This is a genomic window from Erythrobacter sp. JB1-7 (assembly GCF_057365015.1).
This window is the reverse complement of record NZ_CP200291.1, coordinates 1,697,257-1,719,167: the sequence shown is the minus strand read 5'-3', so window position 1 is coordinate 1,719,167 and position 21,911 is coordinate 1,697,257. Positions and strand designations below refer to the sequence as shown.

The 21,911-nt window shown below is 57.5% G+C and carries 21 protein-coding genes and 3 pseudogenes; 12 read left to right on the top strand and 12 right to left on the bottom strand.

Annotated features, from left to right (window positions below; genetic code table 11):
* Position 1: 1 nt before the first annotated feature.
* Genes aroE through AC0V6W_RS08315 form a run of 3 tightly spaced genes read right to left on the bottom strand, consistent with a single transcriptional unit; the run spans position 2 to position 2,333 of the window.
* A complete protein-coding gene (gene aroE, locus AC0V6W_RS08325) occupies positions 2-871 on the bottom strand; it encodes a shikimate dehydrogenase (RefSeq protein ID WP_486148979.1) in 870 nt (289 codons plus the stop codon).
* Positions 868-1,491, bottom strand: coding sequence for a Maf family protein (locus AC0V6W_RS08320; RefSeq protein WP_486148977.1), 624 nt, complete (start codon positions 1,489-1,491; stop codon positions 868-870). Before AC0V6W_RS08320 ends, aroE begins: the two co-directional genes overlap by 4 nt.
* A complete protein-coding gene (locus tag AC0V6W_RS08315) occupies positions 1,488-2,333 on the bottom strand; it encodes a pyruvate, water dikinase regulatory protein (RefSeq protein ID WP_486148975.1) in 846 nt (281 codons plus the stop codon). The genes AC0V6W_RS08320 and AC0V6W_RS08315 overlap by 4 nt, the downstream gene beginning before the upstream one ends.
* Positions 2,334-2,678: 345 nt before the next feature.
* Between AC0V6W_RS08315 and hemE the strand changes: the two genes are divergently transcribed.
* From hemE to AC0V6W_RS08265, 10 genes and pseudogenes are all read left to right on the top strand, one after another.
* Entirely contained in the window at positions 2,679-3,698 is a 1,020-nt protein-coding gene (gene hemE, locus AC0V6W_RS08310; RefSeq protein WP_486148973.1) for a uroporphyrinogen decarboxylase, read from the top strand.
* A gap of 7 nt (positions 3,699-3,705) precedes the next feature.
* Positions 3,706-4,149: a CopD family protein gene (locus tag AC0V6W_RS08305; protein WP_486148971.1), complete on the top strand. Its 444-nt coding sequence runs from the start codon at positions 3,706-3,708 to the stop codon at positions 4,147-4,149.
* A gap of 236 nt (positions 4,150-4,385) precedes the next feature.
* Positions 4,386-5,649 (top strand): annotated as a pseudogene (gene rho / locus AC0V6W_RS08300) (transcription termination factor Rho).
* A gap of 54 nt (positions 5,650-5,703) precedes the next feature.
* Positions 5,704-6,192 carry a BLUF domain-containing protein gene (locus AC0V6W_RS08295; protein ID WP_486148969.1) on the top strand — a complete coding sequence of 163 codons (489 nt, stop codon included), beginning with the start codon at positions 5,704-5,706 and terminating at the stop codon, positions 6,190-6,192.
* Positions 6,193-6,198: 6 nt separating this feature from the next.
* Positions 6,199-6,471: a DUF6489 family protein gene (locus AC0V6W_RS08290; protein ID WP_486148967.1), complete on the top strand. Its 273-nt coding sequence runs from the start codon at positions 6,199-6,201 to the stop codon at positions 6,469-6,471.
* A 38-nt stretch (positions 6,472-6,509) separates the two neighbouring features.
* Positions 6,510-7,797 (top strand): annotated as a pseudogene (gene mnmE / locus AC0V6W_RS08285) (tRNA uridine-5-carboxymethylaminomethyl(34) synthesis GTPase MnmE).
* A gap of 72 nt (positions 7,798-7,869) precedes the next feature.
* The gene (mnmG, locus tag AC0V6W_RS08280; RefSeq protein WP_486148965.1) at positions 7,870-9,756 is read left to right on the top strand and encodes a tRNA uridine-5-carboxymethylaminomethyl(34) synthesis enzyme MnmG; all 1,887 of its coding nucleotides are present in this window, start codon (positions 7,870-7,872) and stop codon (positions 9,754-9,756) included.
* Positions 9,757-9,758: 2 nt separating this feature from the next.
* Positions 9,759-10,391, top strand: coding sequence for a 16S rRNA (guanine(527)-N(7))-methyltransferase RsmG (gene rsmG, locus AC0V6W_RS08275; protein WP_486148963.1), 633 nt, complete (start codon positions 9,759-9,761; stop codon positions 10,389-10,391).
* A gap of 41 nt (positions 10,392-10,432) precedes the next feature.
* Positions 10,433-11,209: a ParA family protein gene (locus tag AC0V6W_RS08270; RefSeq protein ID WP_486151514.1), complete on the top strand. Its 777-nt coding sequence runs from the start codon at positions 10,433-10,435 to the stop codon at positions 11,207-11,209.
* A gap of 103 nt (positions 11,210-11,312) precedes the next feature.
* Entirely contained in the window at positions 11,313-12,236 is a 924-nt protein-coding gene (locus AC0V6W_RS08265; RefSeq protein ID WP_486148961.1) for a ParB/RepB/Spo0J family partition protein, read from the top strand.
* A gap of 35 nt (positions 12,237-12,271) precedes the next feature.
* On the opposite strand, the gene AC0V6W_RS08260 is transcribed toward AC0V6W_RS08265, so the two are convergent.
* Both AC0V6W_RS08260 and AC0V6W_RS08255 read right to left on the bottom strand, forming a co-directional pair.
* Positions 12,272-13,198, bottom strand: coding sequence for a glycine zipper 2TM domain-containing protein (locus tag AC0V6W_RS08260; protein WP_486148959.1), 927 nt, complete (start codon positions 13,196-13,198; stop codon positions 12,272-12,274).
* Between the two features lie 169 nt (positions 13,199-13,367).
* A pseudogene (locus AC0V6W_RS08255) lies at positions 13,368-13,864 on the bottom strand (GAF domain-containing protein).
* 100 nt (positions 13,865-13,964) lie between these two features.
* Between AC0V6W_RS08255 and AC0V6W_RS08250 the strand changes: the two are divergent.
* Positions 13,965-15,455 carry a PQQ-dependent sugar dehydrogenase gene (locus tag AC0V6W_RS08250; protein ID WP_486148957.1) on the top strand — a complete coding sequence of 497 codons (1,491 nt, stop codon included), beginning with the start codon at positions 13,965-13,967 and terminating at the stop codon, positions 15,453-15,455.
* A gap of 9 nt (positions 15,456-15,464) precedes the next feature.
* Here AC0V6W_RS08250 and AC0V6W_RS08245 read toward each other — a convergent pair whose 3' ends face one another.
* Both AC0V6W_RS08245 and AC0V6W_RS08240 read right to left on the bottom strand, forming a co-directional pair.
* Entirely contained in the window at positions 15,465-16,295 is an 831-nt protein-coding gene (locus AC0V6W_RS08245) for a DUF815 domain-containing protein (protein ID WP_486148955.1), read from the bottom strand.
* Between the two features lie 12 nt (positions 16,296-16,307).
* On the bottom strand, positions 16,308-18,050 hold the full coding sequence (locus tag AC0V6W_RS08240; protein WP_486148953.1) for an acyl-CoA dehydrogenase family protein: 1,743 nt from the start codon (positions 18,048-18,050) through the stop codon (positions 16,308-16,310).
* 89 nt (positions 18,051-18,139) lie between these two features.
* Here AC0V6W_RS08240 and AC0V6W_RS08235 point away from each other — a divergent pair, with 89 nt between their 5' ends.
* Positions 18,140-19,093 (top strand): L-threonylcarbamoyladenylate synthase, encoded by a 954-nt coding sequence (locus AC0V6W_RS08235; protein ID WP_486148951.1) that lies wholly within the window; start codon positions 18,140-18,142, stop codon positions 19,091-19,093.
* On the opposite strand, the gene AC0V6W_RS08230 is transcribed toward AC0V6W_RS08235, so the two are convergent.
* From AC0V6W_RS08230 to AC0V6W_RS08210, 5 genes are all read right to left on the bottom strand, one after another.
* Positions 19,090-19,422: a hypothetical protein gene (locus tag AC0V6W_RS08230; protein WP_486148949.1), complete on the bottom strand. Its 333-nt coding sequence runs from the start codon at positions 19,420-19,422 to the stop codon at positions 19,090-19,092. The genes AC0V6W_RS08235 and AC0V6W_RS08230 overlap by 4 nt on opposite strands.
* 66 nt (positions 19,423-19,488) lie before the next feature.
* Positions 19,489-20,292 (bottom strand): head GIN domain-containing protein, encoded by an 804-nt coding sequence (locus AC0V6W_RS08225; protein WP_486148947.1) that lies wholly within the window; start codon positions 20,290-20,292, stop codon positions 19,489-19,491.
* Between the two features lie 132 nt (positions 20,293-20,424).
* Positions 20,425-20,958, bottom strand: a complete 534-nt coding sequence (locus AC0V6W_RS08220; RefSeq protein WP_486148945.1) for a CarD family transcriptional regulator — start codon at positions 20,956-20,958, stop codon at positions 20,425-20,427.
* 265 nt (positions 20,959-21,223) lie between these two features.
* On the bottom strand, positions 21,224-21,562 hold the full coding sequence (gene fdxA, locus AC0V6W_RS08215; protein WP_486148943.1) for a ferredoxin FdxA: 339 nt from the start codon (positions 21,560-21,562) through the stop codon (positions 21,224-21,226).
* 19 nt (positions 21,563-21,581) lie between these two features.
* The gene (locus AC0V6W_RS08210) at positions 21,582-21,905 is read right to left on the bottom strand and encodes a S4 domain-containing protein (RefSeq protein ID WP_486148941.1); all 324 of its coding nucleotides are present in this window, start codon (positions 21,903-21,905) and stop codon (positions 21,582-21,584) included.
* Between the last annotated feature and the right edge of the window lie 6 nt (positions 21,906-21,911).

The following is a 21,911-nucleotide window of genomic DNA, read 5'->3' as shown; positions in this document are numbered from 1 at the left end:
CTCATGCTTCCAACATCTCGCTCAGTTGATCGTTAAATTCGCGCGGTGGTTTTTCGCCAAAGAACTTTTCAAACGCCGCCGCCGCCTGACCGATCAGCATGCCCGATCCGGAGATGGTGGCAAAACCTGCTTTTCCAGCCGATTGCAGAAAATCGGTGTGCGGCGGGCTGGTCACGATATCATAGACGATGCTGCCCGGCGGTGCATGGCTCCAATCGAACATGAGCGGCGGGTTGCCTTTCATACCAAGCGGGGATGCGTTGACGATGAGATCAAGGCATCTTTCACGGTCATCAAAGGCGAAATCAGTTGGCGCGGCAAAATGCGCCAGCGGCGCTGTGTAATGTTCACCCTTGGGCGCAAGATCATTGAGCAAAGCGCGCGCTTTGCCTTCATTGCGGGCGGCTAAAACAACCGTAAATCCCTCTTCGCTCAAAGCGGCCACCAGCGCGCGAGCAGCCCCGCCATTGCCAATGATACGGGCCATGCGAAACAAGTGCTTTTCCGCCAGCACATCGCAAAGCGGTTCAAGAAAACCCGCGCCATCGGTGTTCGCGCCAATCAGGGCGCCATCAGCCTTGCGGTACACAGTGTTAACCGCACCAATGCGCGCAGCTTGCGGTTCCAGCTCATCGATCAGCGGGATAACCGCCTGTTTAAGCGGCATAGTGATATTGCACCCCAGCCAGAGCGGATTGGCCCGCGCAGCCTCGATATAGGCGGGCAGCCCATCCGGCGTCACCCTGCGAGCGCCATAGCGCGCGTCAATTCCCAGCTTTTTAAGCCAGAACCCATGGATCAGCGGCGATTTGGACTGCATGATCGGATCACCGATCACTTCGGCAAACGGGCTTAACTCTGTATCGCTCATGAAAGCAGAACGCCCTGATCGCGCAGACTATCAAGCAATGGCAAAAGCGGCATGCCCAGCACGGTAAACTGATCGCCTTCGATCCGGTCAAACAATTGCACGCCCATCGCCTCTATGCGGAAAACTCCCACGGTAAAGCCCACTAAGGGCCATTCGCGCGTGAGGTAATGTTCGATAAAGTCGCCCGACAATTCGCGCACATGCAGAACCGCTTTTGAAGTGGCGCTCCATTCGCATGTGTCATCGCGCACCAGGGCTGCTGCGCTGTGCAATTCGAGCGCTTTGCCAGAGAAAAAGCGCAAATGTTCAGCCGCATTGCCGCGCGATGTGGGTTTGTCGAACCTTTGGCCGCCTGCCACCACAAGACTGTCACTGCCAAGAACAAGCGCGCCTGGGCAGTCGGGCGCGAGCGCAGCGGCTTTGGCCACGCTCAACGCCTCGGCAATCTCGGCAGGGGAGGCGCCTTTAAGGCTCGCTTCAATCGCGCGTTCGTCAATATCGGCAGGGACAGCTTTGTAGGGTACGCCCGCAGCATCGAGCATAGCTCGGCGCGAGGCTGATTTGGACGCGAGGATCAAATCGGGGACGCTGCCCGTATCGGTGCCCGTATCACTGCTCATATCGGTTTGCCCACACCGCCCACTGGCTTGTCGCGGCGCTGACGGTCCTGAACCAACCGGATGATGGCGGCTGCGCTTTCCTCAATCGAACGGCGCGTCACATCGATTACGGGCCAGCCATTATCGGCAAACATCCGGCGGGCAAATTGCAGCTCTGCCTTAACCCGCTCATTATCGACATAGGAGGTTTCGGTGCCTTCGTTCAGCGACAAAAGCCGATTGCGCCGGATCTGGACGAGCCGCTCTGGCGCGGTCGTCAGACCCACAACCAGCGGGTTGCGCAGGCCGAACAGCCCCTTTGGCGGCGGACTTTCGACGACAAGCGGGATATTGGCGGTTTTGTACCCGCGATTGGCCAGATAAATGGACGTGGGCGTTTTGGAACTGCGCGACACTCCGGCGAGCACAATATCAGCCTCTTCCCAGTCCTCATGCGCGACGCCATCGTCATGCGCGATGGTGTATTGGATCGCATCCACCCGCTTGAAATAGGCATCATCCATCGAATGCTGCCGGCCCGGGCGTCCGTGCGCTTCCTGACCCAGTTGGGATTCGAGCACGGCGGTGACCGTATCAAGCACCGGCACCGCGGGCAGGCCAAGGTGGCGGCAATGCTCTTCCAAACGCTTGCGGCTTTCCGGGTTCACCAGAGTGTAAAGCACAAGGCCCGGATTATCCGCCAGATCAGGCACAATCCGGTCCAAATGCTGTTTGGAGCGCACCATTGGCCAGAAATGGCGGCTTACATCGGGATCATCGAACTGCGCCAACGCAGCCTTGGCGATCATTTCCAGCGTTTCCCCGGTTGAATCCGAGACAAGATGAAGGTTTATTCGGTTCATGATAAAAGGTCTTGCTGGATACGGCCCTTCTTAACGTCTGGCCTTGTGGAAACACCTAGGCATAAACCACGGGAGGAAACGGTCGACAAGCATGGGAGGAGATTTCATGCCCATTATCGGCATAGCTCGAGGGGCATTTATCGACACGCGTTAACCGTTTTGCGCAGTCTGGGTATAGTGGGGATAGTTTCCGATTGACTCAGGGCTTTTGCGGATTCGCATCATGGCAAAACACTTTGATCTTTCCCCAAAATCGGGCAGGGGCTGGTAATTCCCACTTTCCACAGGGCCAACAAACACCATCAATCTTTAATAATATATATTATATTGTTTTTAGGAGAGACTATGCCGGGCCCATTGCTCGACACTTTGAACGGTTCACGCCAACCTGTACCGCCTGTCTGGCTCATGCGTCAGGCCGGGCGTTATCTGCCCGAATATCGCGAATTGCGCGCAGAAAAGGGCGGTTTTCTCGAACTGGTTTACGATAGCGAGGCCGCTGCTGAAATTACGGTGCAGCCCATTCGCCGATTTGGTTTTGACGGGGCAATCCTGTTTTCCGATATTCTGATTGTGCCCCACGCCATGGGACAAGGTCTTGCATTTCTAGCCGGGGAAGGCCCGAAATTAAGCCCGACCTTGCTGGAAAGCGAGCTGGCAGATTTCACCCAGGCGCCCGAACGCTTTGACCCGATTTATGAAACCCTGCGCCTGACCCGCAAACTCATCAGCGATGATGTGACCTTGCTGGGCTTTGCAGGGTCGCCCTGGACGGTTGCAACTTACATGATCGCGGGCGAAGGGTCGAAAGATCAGGGCCCGGCGCGGCTTTTGGCTTACAAAGACCCGCAGCGCATGCAGGCGATCCTTGATGCGATTGTTCATGTGACGATTGGCTATCTGCGCGGGCAGATTGATGCAGGCGCCGAAGCGGTGCAGTTGTTTGACAGCTGGGCGGGTAGTCTTGCTCCCGATGAATTTGAACGCTGGGTTATCGCGCCGAATGCCAAAATCACCGCGGCAATCAAACAATCGCACCCTGCTACGCCTGTGATCGGCTTTCCAAAGGGTGCAGGCTCCAAATTGGCGGCCTATGCGCGCGAAGTGGGGGTTGATGCGGTTGGTCTTGATGAAACGCTCGATCCGGCCTCTGTGCATGCTTCGCTGCCTTCTGGGATGCCAGTTCAGGGCAATCTCGATCCGCTTTTGGTTGAAGCAGGCGGACCGGCTTTGCCGAAACGGGTGAAATTTCTCATCGAAGCTTTTGAGGATCGCCCGCACGTGTTCAATTTGGGTCATGGTATCGGCCAGTTCACTCCGATTGAGCATGTCGAGCAATTGCTCACCGCGCTAAGAGGCGAGTGACGCGGTAATGGATGCACTTTTATCCATCAGTGATTGGCTGCGCGCTGGCCATGTGATCTTCATCGTCTTCTGGCTGGCCGGGCTGTTCATGTTGCCGCGCCAATGCATCTACATGCTCGATCATGCGCCGGGCAGCGAAGGTGAAGCGAAATGGGCGGTGCGGATGGGCAAATTGCGCAAGATCATTCTGACACCCAGCCTGATTATCGTGTGGGTACTTGGTCTTGCGATCGCCATTCCGGGCGGATATTTCGTCGGTGCGGGCTGGCTCCATGCCAAGCTTGTGCTGGTGATATTGCTTTCAGGCTATCATGGCTGGCTGGTTGCCCAGACCAAAAAAATGGCCCGAGGTGAGCGGCCTTTGTCAGAAAAATCGCTGCGGATGTTTGGTGAGGTTCCGGGCTTGCTGCTGGTGCTGATTGTGGTGCTGGTTTATATCAAACCGTTCTGATCGGTTTGTGCAGGACGGGGCGGGCAAGGGGCGCGGCGCGGATTGACCTTGCCCTTTGCCAGCCTTAGTCTAATGCTTCTTCTTACCGGATAAATCGCACGGTTTTCTCAAGCGATTGCGTCTGCTTTCTCCAAGCCCAGCCCCACCATTCATCCACTTGAAGCGTAGGGCACCTCTTTCATTCAAGAGGCACTGACGGTCCCGGTTTTTTCTTGATTACTGGATACGAAAATACAATGCATCTCAAAGACTTAAAAGTAAAAGCCCCGGCCGAACTGGTCGCCATGGCCGAAGAATTGGGCGTGGAAGGTGCCTCAACCATGCGCCGTCAGGATTTGCTGTTCAGCATCCTGCGCGAGCTTGCCGAGGATGAGGAATACGAAGAGAAAATCATGGGCATCGGCACTATTGAAGTGCTGCAGGACGGCTTTGGTTTTCTGCGTTCACCCGAGGCGAATTATTTGGCGGGGCCGGGTGATATCTATGTTTCTCCCAATCAAATCCGCAAATGGGGCCTGCGCACCGGCGATACAGTCGAAGGTGAGATCCGCGCGCCCAAAGAGGGCGAACGTTATTTTGCGCTCACCGGGCTGACTACGGTCAATTTTGAAGAACCCGATGCCGTGCGTATGCGGACCAATTTTGACAATCTCACTCCGCTTTATCCCGAACAGAAACTCAATCTCGACACGCTCGACCCCACGGTGAAGGATAAATCTGCGCGCGTGATCGATATCGTATCGCCGCAGGGCAAGGGCCAGCGCGCTCTGATCGTTGCGCCGCCGCGCACAGGTAAAACGGTGCTGCTGCAAAACATTGCGAAAGCGATCACGGATAATCATCCCGAGGTGTTTCTGCTGGTTCTGCTCGTCGATGAACGCCCGGAAGAAGTCACCGACATGCAGCGCAGCGTGAAAGGCGAGGTAATCTCTTCAACCTTTGACGAACCGGCCAATCGCCACGTGCAAGTTGCTGAAATGGTGATTGAAAAGGCGAAACGTCTGGTTGAACACAAAAATGACGTGGTGATCCTGCTCGATTCCATCACGCGCCTTGGCCGGGCGTACAACACTGTCGTTCCCAGCTCTGGTAAAGTGCTTACCGGCGGTGTGGATGCCAATGCGCTTCAGCGGCCCAAACGGTTTTGGCGCGGCGCGCAATATTGAAGAGGGCGGCTCGCTCTCCATTATTGCCACCGCGCTGATCGATACTGGCAGCCGGATGGATGAGGTCATCTTTGAGGAGTTCAAAGGCACCGGTAACTCTGAAATCGTGCTCGATCGCAAGGTTTCCGATAAACGCATCTTCCCGGCGCTCGATGTCGGCAAATCAGGCACGCGTAAGGAAGAACTGCTGGTCGAAAAGGACAAGCTCTCCAAAATGTGGGTGCTGCGCCGGATCCTTATGCAGATGGGAACGGTCGATGCGATGGAATTCCTGCTCGACAAGATGAAAGATTCCAAAACCAACGAAGATTTCTTCGACACGATGAATCAGTGATGTAAGAGAGCCTCAGAACTCGATCATAAGAGTTGCAGGGGGAACATCTGCATCATGGTTAGCCAATATCTCTATATCAGCACCGCGCCGAGCTTGTCGCGCGGTGAGGTCGATTCCATCATGGAGAGCAGCACGCGCAACAATCCGGTGGCAGGTATCACTGGTCTTTTAATCTATAATGGGCGCAATTTTCTCCAATTTCTTGAGGGGGAAGAGGCGGAATTGGTGACACTTATGGTGCGCATCACGCATGATCCGCGCCACAGCGGCATTTCAGTGCTTGAACGTCAATCGGGCAAACAGCGTGCATGCGCGGATTGGGCCATGAAGCGGGTATTGCTTGCCGAAAGTGTTGAAAACAGGCGCGAAATGCTGAGTGAACAGCTGCCCAATCAGCTCGATGAGAACTTTCGGCGAGATCATCATGAATTTCGCTGTTTTGAACTAGAAAGGCCCGGCTTTGCGGATACGATTGGCCCTGCTCATTGCGCATTGCCTATGCGGGCCCCAAATCATGTATGTTATGCAAGGTTTGAGAGGTGATGCCCGATGAAAATCAATGTCGAAATTGAATGCACTCCCGAAGAAGCGCGCGACTTTTTGGGTCTGCCCGATGTGAGCGAGGCAAACTCGGTCTACATCGATAACATCACCAATGCGATGAAGGGTGTGAGCAACCCTGAACAAATGCAGCAATATGCGCAGGCCCTGGCTCCGATGGGTCAGATGGGGCTAAAGCTGTTTCAGAGCTTTGTCGAAGGCGGCATGCGCAGCGCAGGCGTTTCGGGTGGAGGCAAAAAGGACAGCGATAAGGGCAAATAGCCTGCATTCCTTGCTGCAAATCCTTACCGGCCGGACTTATGCACTCACACAATGCCACAATTTTTGCGGTTTCCAGCGGAGCTGCGCCCGCCGCGATTGGGATCGTCAGGGTTAGCGGACCGGACGCCGCTGCCGCGTTAAAGGCGCTGACAGGTAGGCAATTTACGCCGCGCCGCGCCAGTCTTGCTACATTGTCGAGATCGTGCCGGTGTCGTGCTGGATCAGGCGGTAGTGCTTTGGTTCCCTGGTCCAAACAGCGCGACAGGTGAAGATTGCGCTGAATTTCATTGCCACGGGGGCAGGGCGGTCCTTGCCTCAGTTGAAGCGGCGCTCGAAGAATTGCCGGGCCTGCGGCGCGCCGAGCCGGGCGAATTTACGCGCAGGGCCTTTGCCAATGGGCGCATCGATCTGGCCGAGGCGGAAGGTTTGGCGGATCTGCTTGCGGCAGAGACCGAGCTTCAGCGCGCCGCGGCTATGGCGTCTGTGGGCGGGATTTTATCACGGCAGGTTGAAGAATGGCGGACACGGACCCTGCAGCTCTCTGCTCAGGTAGAGGCCGCGCTCGATTTTTCCGATGAAGATGATGTCGATGCCTTGCCTAGTGCATTCGCCAGCTCCGTCTCAGTTCTGCGCGAAGCGATAGCGCATTGGCTTTCCCGTCCGCGTTCTGATCGGCTCGGCAATGGTTTTCGCGTTGTCTTGGCAGGCCCGCCCAATGCCGGAAAGTCGACCTTGTTTAACGCACTGGTTGAAAGTGAAGCGGCGATCACATCAGCGATTGCAGGGACAACGCGCGATGTCATCGAACGCGGTGTTGGGATCTGCGGGGTGCCCTTTGTTTTTGCCGACACCGCTGGTTTGCGGGATAACAGCGATGACACGATTGAAGCCATCGGCATAAAGCGCGCTCAACACGCATTGGATAGCGCGGACATTGTCCTGTGGCTGGGCGATGAGGGTGAGGGCCCGCCAGGTGCATGGGAAGTTGCCCCACGCTTGGATGCGGCTGATTTTACCGAGAAGGGCGACAAAGCATACCGCGTGTCTGCGCAAACCGGGGAAGGCGTTGGCGCTTTGAAAGAAGCGCTCGTCACAAAGGCAAGGGCGAGCTTGCCGAAACCGGGCGAAGCGGCTTTGAATGAGCGGCAGCATCGCCTGCTCAGCGAAGTGCATGACGCTTTGAAAGCGGCGCAAGAGCTGCGTGATCCCTTGCTGGTTGCGGAGGAGCTGCGCAGGGCAAGGCTTGGCTTTGATCGCTTAATCGGCAGGGCGACGACCGAAGATATGCTCGATGCTTTGTTTGGCCGGTTTTGTATCGGAAAATAACCCGCGATCGGCTGAAGTGTTTCACGTGAAACAGCTTTGACTGTTCAGCATGGAGCGCCTATTTCGCCGGGCATGCACGGATATGATGTTCTTGTAATTGGCGGCGGTCACGCCGGAGTAGAAGCTGCCTTGGCATCGGCCCGCATGGGTGCGCGCACGGGCCTTGTGACCTTTGACTTGTCAGCGATTGGCGCGATGAGCTGCAATCCCGCGATTGGGGGATTGGGTAAGGGCCATCTGGTGCGCGAGGTGGATGCACTTGATGGCATTCTGGGCCGCGCCGCCGATGCTGGCGCAATCCATTATCGGATGCTCAATCGCTCCAAGGGCAGCGCGGTGTGGGGTCCGCGTGTCCAGGCGGATCGCTCATTGCTCAAGGCCTATGTTCAAACGGCGGTAGGACGCCAGGACAAACTTTCGCTTATAGAAGGGGAGGCCGCCTCTCTCATGCTTTCGGGCGGCTGCGTCGCTGGTCTAGAACTGTCCGATGGAACCCGGCTGACTGCACCGCGCGTAATTTTGTGCACCGGGACATTTCTGGGCGGAGTGCTCTACCGCGGCGAGGAGCGGTTCGAAGGCGGCCGCATGGGCGAAAATGCCGCCCACAAGCTCGCACAGCAATTGCGCGGTGCAGACCTGCCAATGGCGCGATTGAAGACGGGGACACCGCCGCGGCTCGACGGGCGCACGATCAATTGGGCTGAGCTGGAAGAGCAGCCCTCTGATGGGGAGGAGTGGACAATGTCTCCCCTCACCCAGGGCCGCCGCAATCCACAAGTATTCTGCGCGATCACCCGAACCACTCAGGCTGCGCACGATGTCATTCGCGCAAACCTTGATCGCTCACCCTTGTTTTCGGGCGCGATTGATGCGGCGGGGCCGCGCTATTGCCCGTCGATAGAGGACAAAATCCACCGGTTTGGAGACCGCGACGGGCATCAAATATTCCTCGAACCTGAGGGTTTGAGCACGCATCTGGTCTACCCCAATGGCATCAGCACCAGCCTTCCGGTGGACGTGCAGGATGCGATGCTGCGCCTTATGCCGGGTCTTGAAGATGTGGCGATTGTCGAGCCCGGCTATGCCGTGGAATACGATCACATCGATCCCCGCGCGCTGACAAGTGATCTGCAATGTCGTCAGATCCCGGGTCTGTATTGTGCGGGCCAAATCAACGGCACGACCGGCTATGAGGAGGCTGCGGCACAGGGTCTGGTCGCCGGGTTGGGGGCCGCTGCTGCGGTGCTGGGCAAAACTGCGCCCGCCATTGACCGCGCGAACTCTTATCTCGCCGTTATGATCGATGACCTCACCCTTCAAGGGGTTACCGAACCATACCGGATGCTGACTGCCCGGGCGGAATATCGGCTGCGGCTGAGAGCAAATAACGCGGCCTCGCGGTTGACGCCGCTAGGTATCCAATCGGGCTGTATCAGCGAAGAACGCTCCGCATGGTTCCATCAGCGCGAGAAAGATCGCGCCCAGTTGGCCGCCGCCTTCGATGTTACCGTACCCGCGTCCGACTTGGCTGAAAGCGGCCTCAATGTTCGGCGAGATGGCGGGGTTAAGCCCCTGGCGGAATGGCTCAGGCATGATGGGATCGGGCTTGAAGCTCTGTCGCCTTGGCTGGGCGAAGTGACGGTTAGTAATCCGACGCTTGCGCAAGAGATGGCAGAGGATGCGGCATACGCTCCCTATCTGGCGCGGCAGGACGCAGAGCTGCGTGATTTGCGGGCTAGCGAAGGCCTCCCTCTGGCGAGCGACTTTCCCTATGCCCAAGTACCGGGTCTGTCGAACGAGATGGTCGAACGGCTCACTTCCGCTGCTCCGGCGACTCTTGCGGCAGCCGGGCGCGTTCCGGGAGTGACCCCGGCGGCATTGTCTGCTTTGTTGGTTCATGCCCGGCGCGAACTGGCCAAAAATTCTGGCCCGGCGCCTGCTGACCAGTACGCAGCTTGACGATGCCCCCACAAATAGCCTCCGAAACGGATGCCCGTGCCTTTTGTGCGCAATGGGGCGATGCCTCGGCCATAGATCGTCTGGATCGGTTTGCCGAATTGTTGCTGACTGAGAACCGGCGGCAAAACCTCATCAGCAAACCATCTGAGGCGCAGATCTATCAGCGCCACATCGCTGACAGCGTTCAGCTTCTCAAATATGTTTCACGTGAAACGCCGGGGCGCTCTGAGTTCACTTGGCTTGATCTCGGCACTGGAGCCGGATTTCCTGGGCTTGTTATCGCCATTTTGCGCCCCGAATGGCCTGTTTTCCTGGTGGAATCGCGGCAGCGCAGGGCAGCGTTCTTGGAGGAATGCGCGCAGACAATTGGCTTGTCGCATTGCCGGGTGCTGGGCGAGCGATTGGAGCGAGTGGAACCTTTCCCGGCCAACATCATTTCTGCCCGCGCATTTGCGCCGCTTGAAAAACTCCTCCGCTTATCCGCACCCTTCTCCACAAAGGCAACGCGCTACCTCTTGCCTAAGGGGCGTTCGGCAGAGCACGAATTATCACAGCAGAAAAAACCGATTCGAAGCATGTTTCACGTGAAACAGTCATTGACCGACAGCGAGGCAGGAATCATTGTGAGCGCATAAGGCCCATTCGCGATTGGAAAGTTCCCATGGAGAGACGAAAAATGCTGACCATTGCGATTGCGAACCAAAAGGGCGGGGTGGGCAAAACCACCACGGCGATCAACATTGCAACAGCGATGGCTGCCACGGGTTGGCGGACGCTGCTGATAGACCTTGATCCGCAGGGAAATGCATCGACGGGCCTCGGGATTAATGCGGCTGACCGTGAGCTTTCGAGCTATGATCTGCTGGTCGATGAAATTCCCCTGACCGATGCTGTGGTTGGAACCAGCATTCCCGGTCTCGATCTTGTGCCAGCCACCGTTGATTTAAGCGGTGCCGAGGTTGAATTGGTCACAGTTGATGAGCGGACCGCCCGTTTGAAAAAAGCGCTCGAAAACCACACTGATCACGACATTTGCTTCATTGATTGTCCGCCATCGCTTGGATTGCTGACTTTGAACGCGTTGTGCGGAGCTGATACTCTGCTTGTGCCATTGCAATGCGAATTTTTTGCGCTCGAGGGGCTCAGCCAATTGCTGCAAACGGTTGAACGGGTGCGTGAACGGTTTAATCCCTCCCTCGACATTATTGGGGTCGCGCTCACCATGTTTGATCGGCGCAACCGGCTGACCGATCAGGTGTCCGATGATGTGCGCGATTGTTTGGGGCAATTGGTGTTTGAAACCGTCATCCCGCGCAATGTTCGCCTGTCTGAGGCGCCAAGCCATGGGCTGCCTGCTTTGGTCTATGATCATTCCTGTGTCGGCAGCCGCGCTTATATCGCACTGGCGCGTGAATTGATCGGTCGGTTTCCAGCTGAGAGGGAAGCAGCGTGAGTAAGAAAGCACTAGAAGAGACCAAAACCGGCGTTGCGCAGAGCAGCCCTCCTCCGGCGAAGAAAAACTTGGCAGAGGCCTCGGTAAGGGTTTGGGCGCGTTGATGGGCGAAGTGCAACGGGAAGAACCCCTCGTCCGCGGCGCCAATGCCGCGCCGACATCTTCTGATCGCGCGGAACAAGTTGTAGGTGGGCCGGCCGAGAATAACGCCGCCGTCGATGCCAATTCCCCTCTGAGAATGGTCAACATTGCCTCGATTTCGCCTCTTCCTGGCAATCCGCGCAAGCATTTTGACGAAAATGCGCTTGATGAACTCGCGTCGTCAATCGCTGCACGCGGCGTGATCCAACCGATCATTGTGCGCCCGGCCAAAAAGGGCGCGTATCAGCTGGTTGCGGGCGAGCGCCGGTGGCGTGCCGCACAAAAGGCGCGGTTGCATGAAATCCCGGCGCTGGTTCGCGACCTTGATGACCGCGAGGTCATGGCGCTGGCGCTGATAGAGAACCTCCAACGCGAAGACCTGAACCCGGTTGAGGAGGCGCGCGCGTATCAAAAGCTTGCCGAAGAGCAGGACATGACCCAGGCAGAAATCGCCCGCATGGTTGAAAAGTCGCGCAGCCACGTCGCCAATATTCAGCGATTGCTTAACCTGCCCGAAGCGGTGCTCGATCTGGTGGAGCGTGGCCAGCTTTCCATGGGGCATGCTCGCGCCCTTATCGGCCAGGACGATGCCTCAGATCTCGCTCAACGTGCGGTGAATGATAACCTGTCTGTTCGCGAGATCGAAAAACTGGTTCGAAAGACGGCCAAATCGGTCTCACGCGAACCAAAGCCGCCGCAGCCATTGGCCGATGCGGGCCAAGATGCTGATATTCAAGCGGTTCAGAACCATCTTGAAGAGTTTCTTGGCCTTCCCGTTCGGATCAAGGCGGATGCTGACCCGCGATCAGGCGCGATCACCATTCGTTACACCACTCTCGATCAGCTTGATCTGGTGTGCCAGCGCCTTACCGGAGGCGATATCTGACCGGGATACGGTTTGAACCGCACCCGGTGAGGCGTTTATTCTTGGATCAGCTTTGAGCCTGCGGGCTGCTTCACGTAACGCGGTGCAGGGATAACCCGGCGCGCAGGCACACCTTCTTCGCGCACAGTCTCACGGACGATTACGCGTTGAGGCTGTTCAACTTCAACAGGCACCCAAACCACCTGAGATGGCTGTTGATAGCCATAGGGCTGATATTGATATTGATGTTGGTATTGCGGCTGATATTGCACCGGGTAGGGTTGATATCCCTGCGGTGCCGGGATCGTTCGCGCAGCAACCCGGTTGGCCGGGACTGGGGTCTGGCTCAAATAATTGTTGAGCGCGTCTTCGCAATTGTACACTTCATCTTTGTTATCGCGTCCCAGCGCATTGCCCAATGCTGCTCCCGCCAGGCCGCCGGCGCCTGCCCCGATAAGCGTTCCGCCCAGGCGTTCACCATCGGCGATACGATTGCCGGCGATGCCGCCGACAGCTGCACCCAAGAGGCTGCCGAGAATTTGACTGCGCTCTTTGTTGGAGCGGCCCGCGATCCGCCGGCGACATTCATTAAGCCATTGTTCGCGCTGAACCACAACCTGTGCCGAAGCGGGCGGCGCGGCATAGACAGGCGCTGGATAAGGCTGGCCATAATAGCCGCCCGGATAGGGAGCGGCTTGAACAGGCTGAGCCTGCTGTGCAGGGTATTGATATTGTGCAGGAATTTCCCGCGCTGCTGGCGTGCGTGCGGGGATCCGGCGCGTCCGCGTAATTGTTTCAACACCATCTGGCCCCGTCACAGTCTCAACCGTCTCAGTTGGAAGCTGCGCGGGCAATTGCGTCGCTATGGAAGGTGATGGCACCCGGTCAGGAGGGGTCTGCGCAGCGGCGGCGGCTGATATACTGGCTGCGCCCAATGCGCATGAAAAGCCCAAGGCTGCTCTTATCGTAAGAGTGTTCTGCATTTTCTTCCCTCTCAATCGGCGTGTTCGACTCGAATTCATCACAAGTCATTGCGTTAGCGATCTGTTTACCAGTCTCTTTTTGAGACTCCTAATCGCGCGCTCATGATGTTTCGTTTCGGGTCGTTAACCTTGGCCGTTCTTATCGAGGCGCGAAACTGAATGGGGGCTTTCAGATACGATTGTTTACCAATTGCGCTAGGCTTTCGATCCCGTCAGCGTCTTCCCGCGTAAATCGCCCTTTTTCAGGGCTGTCGAGGTCGATTACTGCAATGACTTTGCCAGCGCGTATGACGGGCACAACCAGTTCCGATTGGCTGGCCGCGTCGCACGCAATGTGTCCGGGAAAGGCGTGCACGTCCTCGACCAGCTGCGTCACACCGTCTTTTGCGGCGACACCGCATACGCCGTGACCCAGTGGTATGCGGATGCATGCCGGGCGTCCCACAAACGGGCCAAGCACCAATTCCTCACCGCCGGTCTTTGCAGGGGCCATGCGATAAAAGCCTGCCCAATTAAGGCCTGGCACAAATTCCCAGATCAGCGCCGCGACATTTGCCATATTGGCGACCGGGTCCGGCTCTCCACCGGTTAGCGCATCCGCTGCATCCACCAGCTGGCGGTACCTTTCGCGGGGGGAAGGGCACTATCTGGCTTGAAATCAAACATAGAGGCTATCGGGGCTTTCTGATCTCGAAATCGGCAACGATCCGGTCCATGCATCGCTTCGCATATTGCCGCAAGCACTCCGCGCCTCTATCGCCGAAGCATGTCTATTCTTCGCAAGCTTTCAATCACCGTTCTCGTCATCATTGCCCTTATTGCGACCGCGCTGTTTTTCCTGACGCGCGGTGATACCGCCGATTTGGCTGTCGCGGATGTTGCCGGGACTGATCCCACCCTCGAAGAGCCCAGTGCAGAGAGCTTTCCCACCGTCCAGATTGCCAAGCCAGTGGGCTGGGAAGCGGGAGATGCGCCGGTGGCGGCAGATGGTCTTGCCGTCAATCGCTTTGCTGAAGGGCTGGACCACCCCCGCGTGCTTTATGCGCTACCCAATGGTGATGTGCTCGTCACGCTAACCAGAGCGCCTGCGGCAGAAGAAGAACCGAGCGGATTTATGGCGACGTTGCGCGGCTGGGTCGCAAGCTATCTGTTTTCCGAGGCTGGCGCGGCGGGCGCATCGGCCAACCAGATCGTGTTGCTGCGCGATGGCGATGGCGATGGTGTGGCCGAAACTCAAACTGTCATTCTTGAAGAGGGCCTCGATTCGCCATCAGGTATGAGCTGGCATGAGGGTGTGCTGTATGTGGCCAATCACAACGGAGTGCTCGCCTATGAATACGCTTTGGGCAGCGACGCGGTAACCTCCGAGCCGCGCAAGCTCATGGATCTTCCGCCCGGCGGCGGGCACTGGATGCGCAATATGGAAGTGCATCCCGATGGCGACCGGCTCTACATCGCGGTCGGCTCGGTCAGCAATATCGGCGAATCCGGCATGGAGGTCGAAGAGGGCCGTGCCATGATCTGGGAATACAATCTGGAAACGGGCGATGCACGCCAATACGCAGCCGGCTTGCGCAATCCCAATGGCCTCGATTTCTCGCCATGGAGCGGCGAATTGTGGACCACCGTGAATGAGCGCGACATGCTCGGATCAGACCTTGTGCCCGATTACCTCACCAATGTTCCTGTGGGCGCGCAATATGGTTGGCCGTGGCTGTATTATAAAGACAATCCTGACCGCCGGGTCGAAGCGCCCAAGCCGCAATTTATCGAGGAATACACGCGCAATCCTCAATATGCTTTGGGCCCGCATGTGGCGGCTCTGGGGCTGGTCTTTACTGCTGAGGGGCACACAATGGGCGAACAAATGGCAAGCGGCGCCTTTATCGCCCGCCATGGATCGTGGAACCGCAAACCGCCATCGGGATATGACGTTGTCTATGTCGCATTTGACGAGCTCGGCAATCCGCAGGGCAAGCCTGTCCCGGTCCTGACCGGTTTCCTCAAGGATGACGGCACCACCAAGGGTCGCCCTACCTGGGTGGAATGGGCAGGCGATGGGTCGCTTTTGGTATCGGATGACACCGCCGGGATTATCTGGCGCACCCATGCACCCGGCGCTGAACCGGGTGCGGGGATTGAGCGGCTGGAGGGCGAAAGCCTACCTCCGCAACGCGAATTGACCGATCCGCGGCGCGTTTATGAAGAGGAATATCTGCGCGAACAGGCCGCCGAAGGTTTGATCCCGAGCCCGTAAACGCTGCGGTTAGAGCGCTTTCCCCGCTCGTCCTGCCATTTCGACCGCGAATTGATAAGCGGTTCGGCCCGACCTGTTGCCGCGCGCAATGGTCCAGGCGAGCGCTTCTTTTACATCAAAACCCACGCTCAAAGGGTCAAGATAGGCGCGCACGATCTCGAGATAGGTTTCCTGATCGCAAGGATGGAACCCTAAGCTAAGACCGAACCTGTCCACCAGTGCGAGGAAATTGTCCCGCTCATCGCAAGCATGCATATTGGCTGTGTCATCGGTTTGAACCTGTTTGGTAAGCGCGCGGCGATTGGATGTGACGGCAAAGCGGATATGCGGCGGGCGTTTTACGACCGAGCCATCGAGCAGGCTGCGCAGCGCCTGATCGGCGGCTGTGTCGCTTTCATCAAATGACAAATCGTCGCAAAAGATCACAAAGGCGCGCGGTTGATTGGCAAGCTGCAAGAGCAAATCAGCCAAGCTCTCCAGCGCCTTCTTTGGCACCTGCACCAAGGCAATAGCGTCCGTATGTTCGCGCTGAATATCGGCCAAAACTGCGCGGACCAACGCGGATTTCCCCATCCCGCGCGCGCCCCACAAAATCATGTCGTGTGCAGCTGCTCCGGCGGCCAGACGCTGGCAATTGTCGCGCAGCGCAACTTTCTGCGCCTCAATCCCGCGCAGCCGATCAAGCGGTTCTGCGGCCAAAACGTCGATTTCCCGGGCTTGCGCACCCTCCCACAGAAAAGCCGGGGCGCTTAGCCAATCCGGTTCCTTAAACGGGGCAGGGGCCAACCGCTCAAGCGCGGCGGCGATCCACTCCCAAGGTGCACTGTGCGGATCGCTCATGCCAAGCCGCGTCTATCCAGCCAGCTTTTCGGCGGGCAGAGCATAGAGAAGGTCTGATCCGCCCACAGCGCCTGCTTTGTGCCCGAACGCCTCCGGCACAATCCGGTCGAGGAAAAAGCGCACAGTCACAGGTTTGCTCTCAGCCAGCGAAGGCGCCGCGCCTTCGGCCACGGCTTGCGCCTGCTTCATCAATTGCCACCCGGCGACCGCTATGGCGGCCATGGTGCAGAACGGCACGCTGCCAGCCAGCCTGTCATCCAGGCTTGCCTCGTCGCGCATCCAGCGCGCAATCCCGGCGCACTCCTTGGCAAGTGCCGCCAGTCCTGCTTCGCCCGATGCATCGCCTGCAATGTCCTCGAACAGGCCAATCATCGCCTCGCCGCCATCAAGGCCCAGCTTGCGCGTCACAAGATCCGCCGCCTGAATGCCATTGGTGCCTTCGTAAATCGGAGCAATGCGCGAATCGCGCCAATGCTGCGCGGCGCCTGTTTCCTCGACAAAGCCCATGCCGCCGTGGATTTGAATGCCAATGCCAGCAACTTCGACACCCACATCGGTGCCCCATGCCTTGACCAGCGGAACAAGGACATCCGCGCGCATTTGGGCCGCTTCATCGCCGATCGTTCCGCGATCGACCTGGCCTGCGCAGTAATAAAGCAGCGCGCGCACGCCCTCGGTCAGCGCTTTCATCCGCAGGATCATGCGGCGCACATCGGGATGTTCGATAATCGCGACGGGTGCTTTATCAGGCGAGCCCGCGCGCGCAGATTGCACCCTGTCCATCGCGTAATACAGCGCCTGCTGCGTCGCCCGTTCCGCGATCTGGTTGCCCTGATTGCCCACATTGATCCGCGCATTGTTCATCATCGTGAACATCGCGGCGAGCCCTTTATTCTCATGGCCAACCAGCTCGCCTATGCATTCGCCATTGTCGCCGTAAGACATCACGCAAGTGGGCGAGGCATTGATGCCAAGCTTATGTTCAAGGCTCACGCAGCGCAGATCGTTGCGATTGCCAAGCGAGCCGTCTTCATTGACGTGATATTTGGGCACCAAAAACAGCGAGATACCGCGTGATCCCTCCGGCGCGCCAGGAAGTCGTGCCAGCACCAGGTGGATGATGTTGTCAGCGAGCTCATGCTCGCCCCACGTGATGTAGATCTTTTGCCCGGCGATTTTGTATTTGCCTGCATGTTCGCCGCTCTCAATCGGCTCAGCGGTGGAGCGCAGCGCGCCCACATCCGAACCTGCGGCCGGTTCGGTGAGGTTCATCGTGCCGGACCATTTCCCGCTGACCAGATCGGGCAGATATTTCGCCTGTTGATCCATTGACCCGTGATGTTCCAGCGCCTCAATCGCGCCGACTGACAGCATGGGTAGCAGGTTAAATGCCATGTTCGCCGCGCCCAAATTCTCCAGCACATTGCATGACAGCGTAAAAGGTAAGCCCTGCCCGCCATGTTCAGTGGGCGACGCAATCGCATTCCAACCCTGTTCGACATAGCTGTCATAGGCCGCTTTGAACCCGTCAGGCAGGCGAACCACCCCGTTTTCCAGCCGCGCGCCTTCTTCATCACCGATACGGTTAAGCGGCGCAAATTCGCCAGCAGCAAAGGCACCGACCCCTTCGACAATGGCTTCGACCAGATCCGCTTCGGCATGGGCAAATTTGTCCGATTGGGCGAGCTCTTCAATCCCTGCATTCACGCGAATGGCGAGCAATTGTTCTTGGATGGGGGGCGTGTAAGTGTTCACAGGCAGTTCTCGTCCTTTAGTATTCAATCGCGCGTAGAAGATACGGGTGCCCCTTGGCACCGGTTGCACAAGGTTATAGCGAACTTCGCATGAGCGACAAACCCGCTACGGAAGTGGTCTTAGCAGATGCACACGGTATCGCGCGAGCAGCGCAGATCCTCGAATCGGGCGGACTGGTCGCGGTTCCGACAGAGACCGTTTACGGGCTGGCCGCGCGCGCCGATTCGCCTGCGGCTGTCGCCAAGATTTACACGGCAAAAGGGCGGCCTGATTTCAACCCGCTGATCGTCCATGTGCGCGATGCGGCGCAGGCTGCGCGGTTTGCTGAGTGGAGTGCAAGCGCTGACGAAGCCGCTCAGCAATATTGGCCGGGTCCGCTCACCTTGGTCTTGCCCAGGCGTCTAGATGCGAACTTGGCGCCCGCTGTGACCGCAGGGCTTGAAACCATTGCGGTGCGTTCTCCTGCGCATCCGGTGATGCAGGATTTGCTCGCCCAAGTTGATTTCCCGCTCGCCGCGCCCTCTGCCAATCGCAGTGGTTTTATCAGCCCGACCAGTGCAGTCCATGTTCTCGCATCGCTGGATGGCCGCATCGATCTTTTGCTGGATGGAGGGGCAACACAGCAGGGTGTCGAATCGACAATCGCGGCATTGCGTGATGGTCAAATGTGGGAAGAATTGCGACCTGGCCCTGTTTCGCTTGGCGCTTTGCGCAGCGCAGCGGCTCAAAATAGCAAGCCCGCCCGATTTGACATTGAGGCTCCCGGCCAATTGGCCAGCCACTATTCGCCGGGTAAGCCGGTGCGGCTGAACGCAGATAGCACAGAGCCTGATGAGTTCTTTGTCGGATTTGGGGGCGTTGTGGCTGATTTCAACCTATCACCGGGGGCAGATTTGAGTGAGGCGGCGTCACGCCTTTATGACGCTCTCCACCATGCTGCTTCTTCAGACAAGCCGCGCATTGCGGTTGGCGGCATACCGGAAGAGGGCATAGGTCGCGCGATCAATGATCGCCTGCGCCGGGCTGCGGCGCCAAGGGATTAGTTGTCGTCCGGCTCGGCCGGGATCGTTGGGATAATAGCGCGCATTTCATCCAGTGTTTCGCGCGCGTCGCGGCATGCGCTGCTGTTGCCATCTTCGCATTTCGCGCTCTGCTTGGCGTATTCGCGTTCCAGCTTGCCCAATCTTTCTTCGCGTTTGCGAATCTCCCGCCCGCGGTTTTCGTCCGCTTCGGATTGGCTGGTGGTGGCGACATCCACCGCTTTCGACGCGACGCGAACAGGGGCCGTCACGACATTGGCGGCCGTGCGGACAAGGCAACCGGAAAGGGCGAGGGAGGCACAAACAAGGCCAATAAGAGCTACAGCGCGCATGCCGTGACTGTCGCGCGCGTCACGCATCAATGCAAGTCGGGATAAATGCTAAGCGCTCGGCTGGTCTTATTCCTCGCCCGTTTCGCTTTCGCTGGCCGCGCTTTCCGCATCAACAGAGGGTGTAGAGGCGCCATTTTCGGCTGGCGTGCAGGTGAGCGTTCCTGAACCAAAGCTCGACAGGTTGCAGGTAGCGCTGCCGACAACATTAATGTCGCCCGACCCGCCGATTGACGCGTCTACTGTGCCGTTCGATTGCAATGCAATATCGCCTGAGCCTCCGATCGATATATCGACATTGTCAGCCATCACGTCTGCAAAATTGACCGTGCCCGATCCGCCAATAGTTATATCGAGCTCTTTGACACTTCCAGCTGCAATAACTTCGCCATTGCCGCCGATCGAAATGTCGAGCTCTTCTGCGTCAAGATTGCCGATGCGGATCGTGCCTGACCCGCCAATATTCGCATCCGCATTGCTGGCCAGGGCCGGGGTTTCGATTTCACCGCTTCCGCCGATGGTCACTTCGCTTGGGATGGCCATTGTGATGCGGATGATGGCCGTGCCTTTATCGCTCCAGCTTTCCTCGCGCGTTACCCCAATGGAATCGCCATCGCGCACGAAGCGTAGCGAATTGACTGTGTCTTCGTCGCCTTCAACGCTGATATCGAACGTATCGCCTTCCGTGACAATCACCTTGTCGCCGCTTGTCACGAGGATTTCATCAGGTGCTGAACCGCTCATATCGAGATCGGCAAGCGGCACGCCTTCTTCGCCGTTTATCGTGACATCGACATCATAGCACCCTGAAAGAGTCGCCCCCAAACTCAGTGCGACAAGCGGCAAGGAATGTTTCAAAACTCGGCTAAGCATGGGTATTCTCCAACAGGATATCTGGGCGTATTGTTGATGTAATACACTAAATCGCATGCCGCAAGGTCGCAAACAAAAAGGGCCGCCCAAACGAGGGCAGCCCTTTTCGCTTCTTATCAAAAACGGCCTCTATCAGCTGTCTTCGGTATCTTCGTAATATTGCGGCGCATGTTCGCGCAGGACATCGAGGATTTTCTCCAGCGCTGCCGGCTCATCAGTTTCTTCCATCGCTGCCAATTCGCGCGCGAGGCGGCTGGAGGCGGCTTCGAAAATTTGCCGTTCTGAATAGCTTTGCTCGGGCTGATCATCCGGCCGGAAAAGATCGCGGGTTACCTCGGCAATCGATACCAGGTCACCTGAATTGATCTTGGCTTCGTATTCCTGCGCCCGGCGCGACCACATGGTGCGCTTGACCTTGGGCTTGCCTTTGAGCGTTTCCATCGCCTCTTTCAGCGTTTTGTCCGAGGACAGCTTGCGCATGCCGATCGATTCGATTTTGTTCATGGGAACGCGCAGGGTCATGCGCTCTTTTTCAAACCGCAACACATACAGTTCCAGCTGCATGCCAGCGATTTCTTCGTTCTGAAGCTCAATCACACGGCCAACGCCGTGCTTGGGGTAAACAACATAATCACCAACGGTGAAAGCAGGCTCATTGCTAGCCATGCATTTTCCTTTCGCTAAGCCTAACCCAATCTCGTCTAAGCAAACGGTCTTTCGCCGGCGATTTCCCCGCGATGAGAGAACCGCCCGGTTAAAACCAGCTTGTCGGCAAGATCGTAAGGGTTGTCGGCCTTTCTCATTGTCATGCCGCGATCGAGACCCGAATGCAGCGGCTGAAACATCCTATAACACAATCGCAACAAAATTGCGAGTCGCAGGCGGGACGCTACGAAAATCTGCGATTGCTCATGCAAACCGCGTTTGTAAGTTAGTCGCCTTCGCCGGGCTCGGTGCTGAAATATTTTTCAAACTTGCCCTCTTCACCCTTATGCTCGTCCGCATCTTCGGGCGGGTCTTTTTGGCTGGTGATATTGGGCCATTCGGCTGAAAACTTCGTGTTCAGCTCCAGCCATTTCTCCAGGCCATCTTCGGTGTCGGGCAAAATCGCTTCTGCCGGGCATTCCGGTTCGCAGACGCCGCAATCAATACATTCGCTCGGATTGATCACGAGCATGTTTTCGCCTTCGTAGAAACAATCGACGGGGCACACTTCGACACAATCGGTGTATTTGCATTTGATGCAGTCATCTGTGACGACGTAAGTCATTGGGCAGCTTTCATTGCTTTCATTCGTTCGCGCTATGCGCTTTACGGTCACTTTGCGCGCGGTCAAGCTCGCGATAATGACACTTGGCACCAGCGGGCGACAATCGGCGTTGGGGCAGGCTGAGAATTTCGACGATCCTTACCTCCCCGCCTGTTACCAAAGTCAGCACATCGCCGATACAAATGTTCTCGCTTGCGCGCTGCACATGTTTTCTATTGCGGCGTAAAGCGCGTGTCTCAATCATAGTGCGCGCAGCTGAGCGTGTGCGGACGAACCGCAAATAGACAAGCGCGCGGTCAATTCGCAGCTTGGCCTGAGATTGCTCGGCTGCGCCCCCGTTCATTTGGCC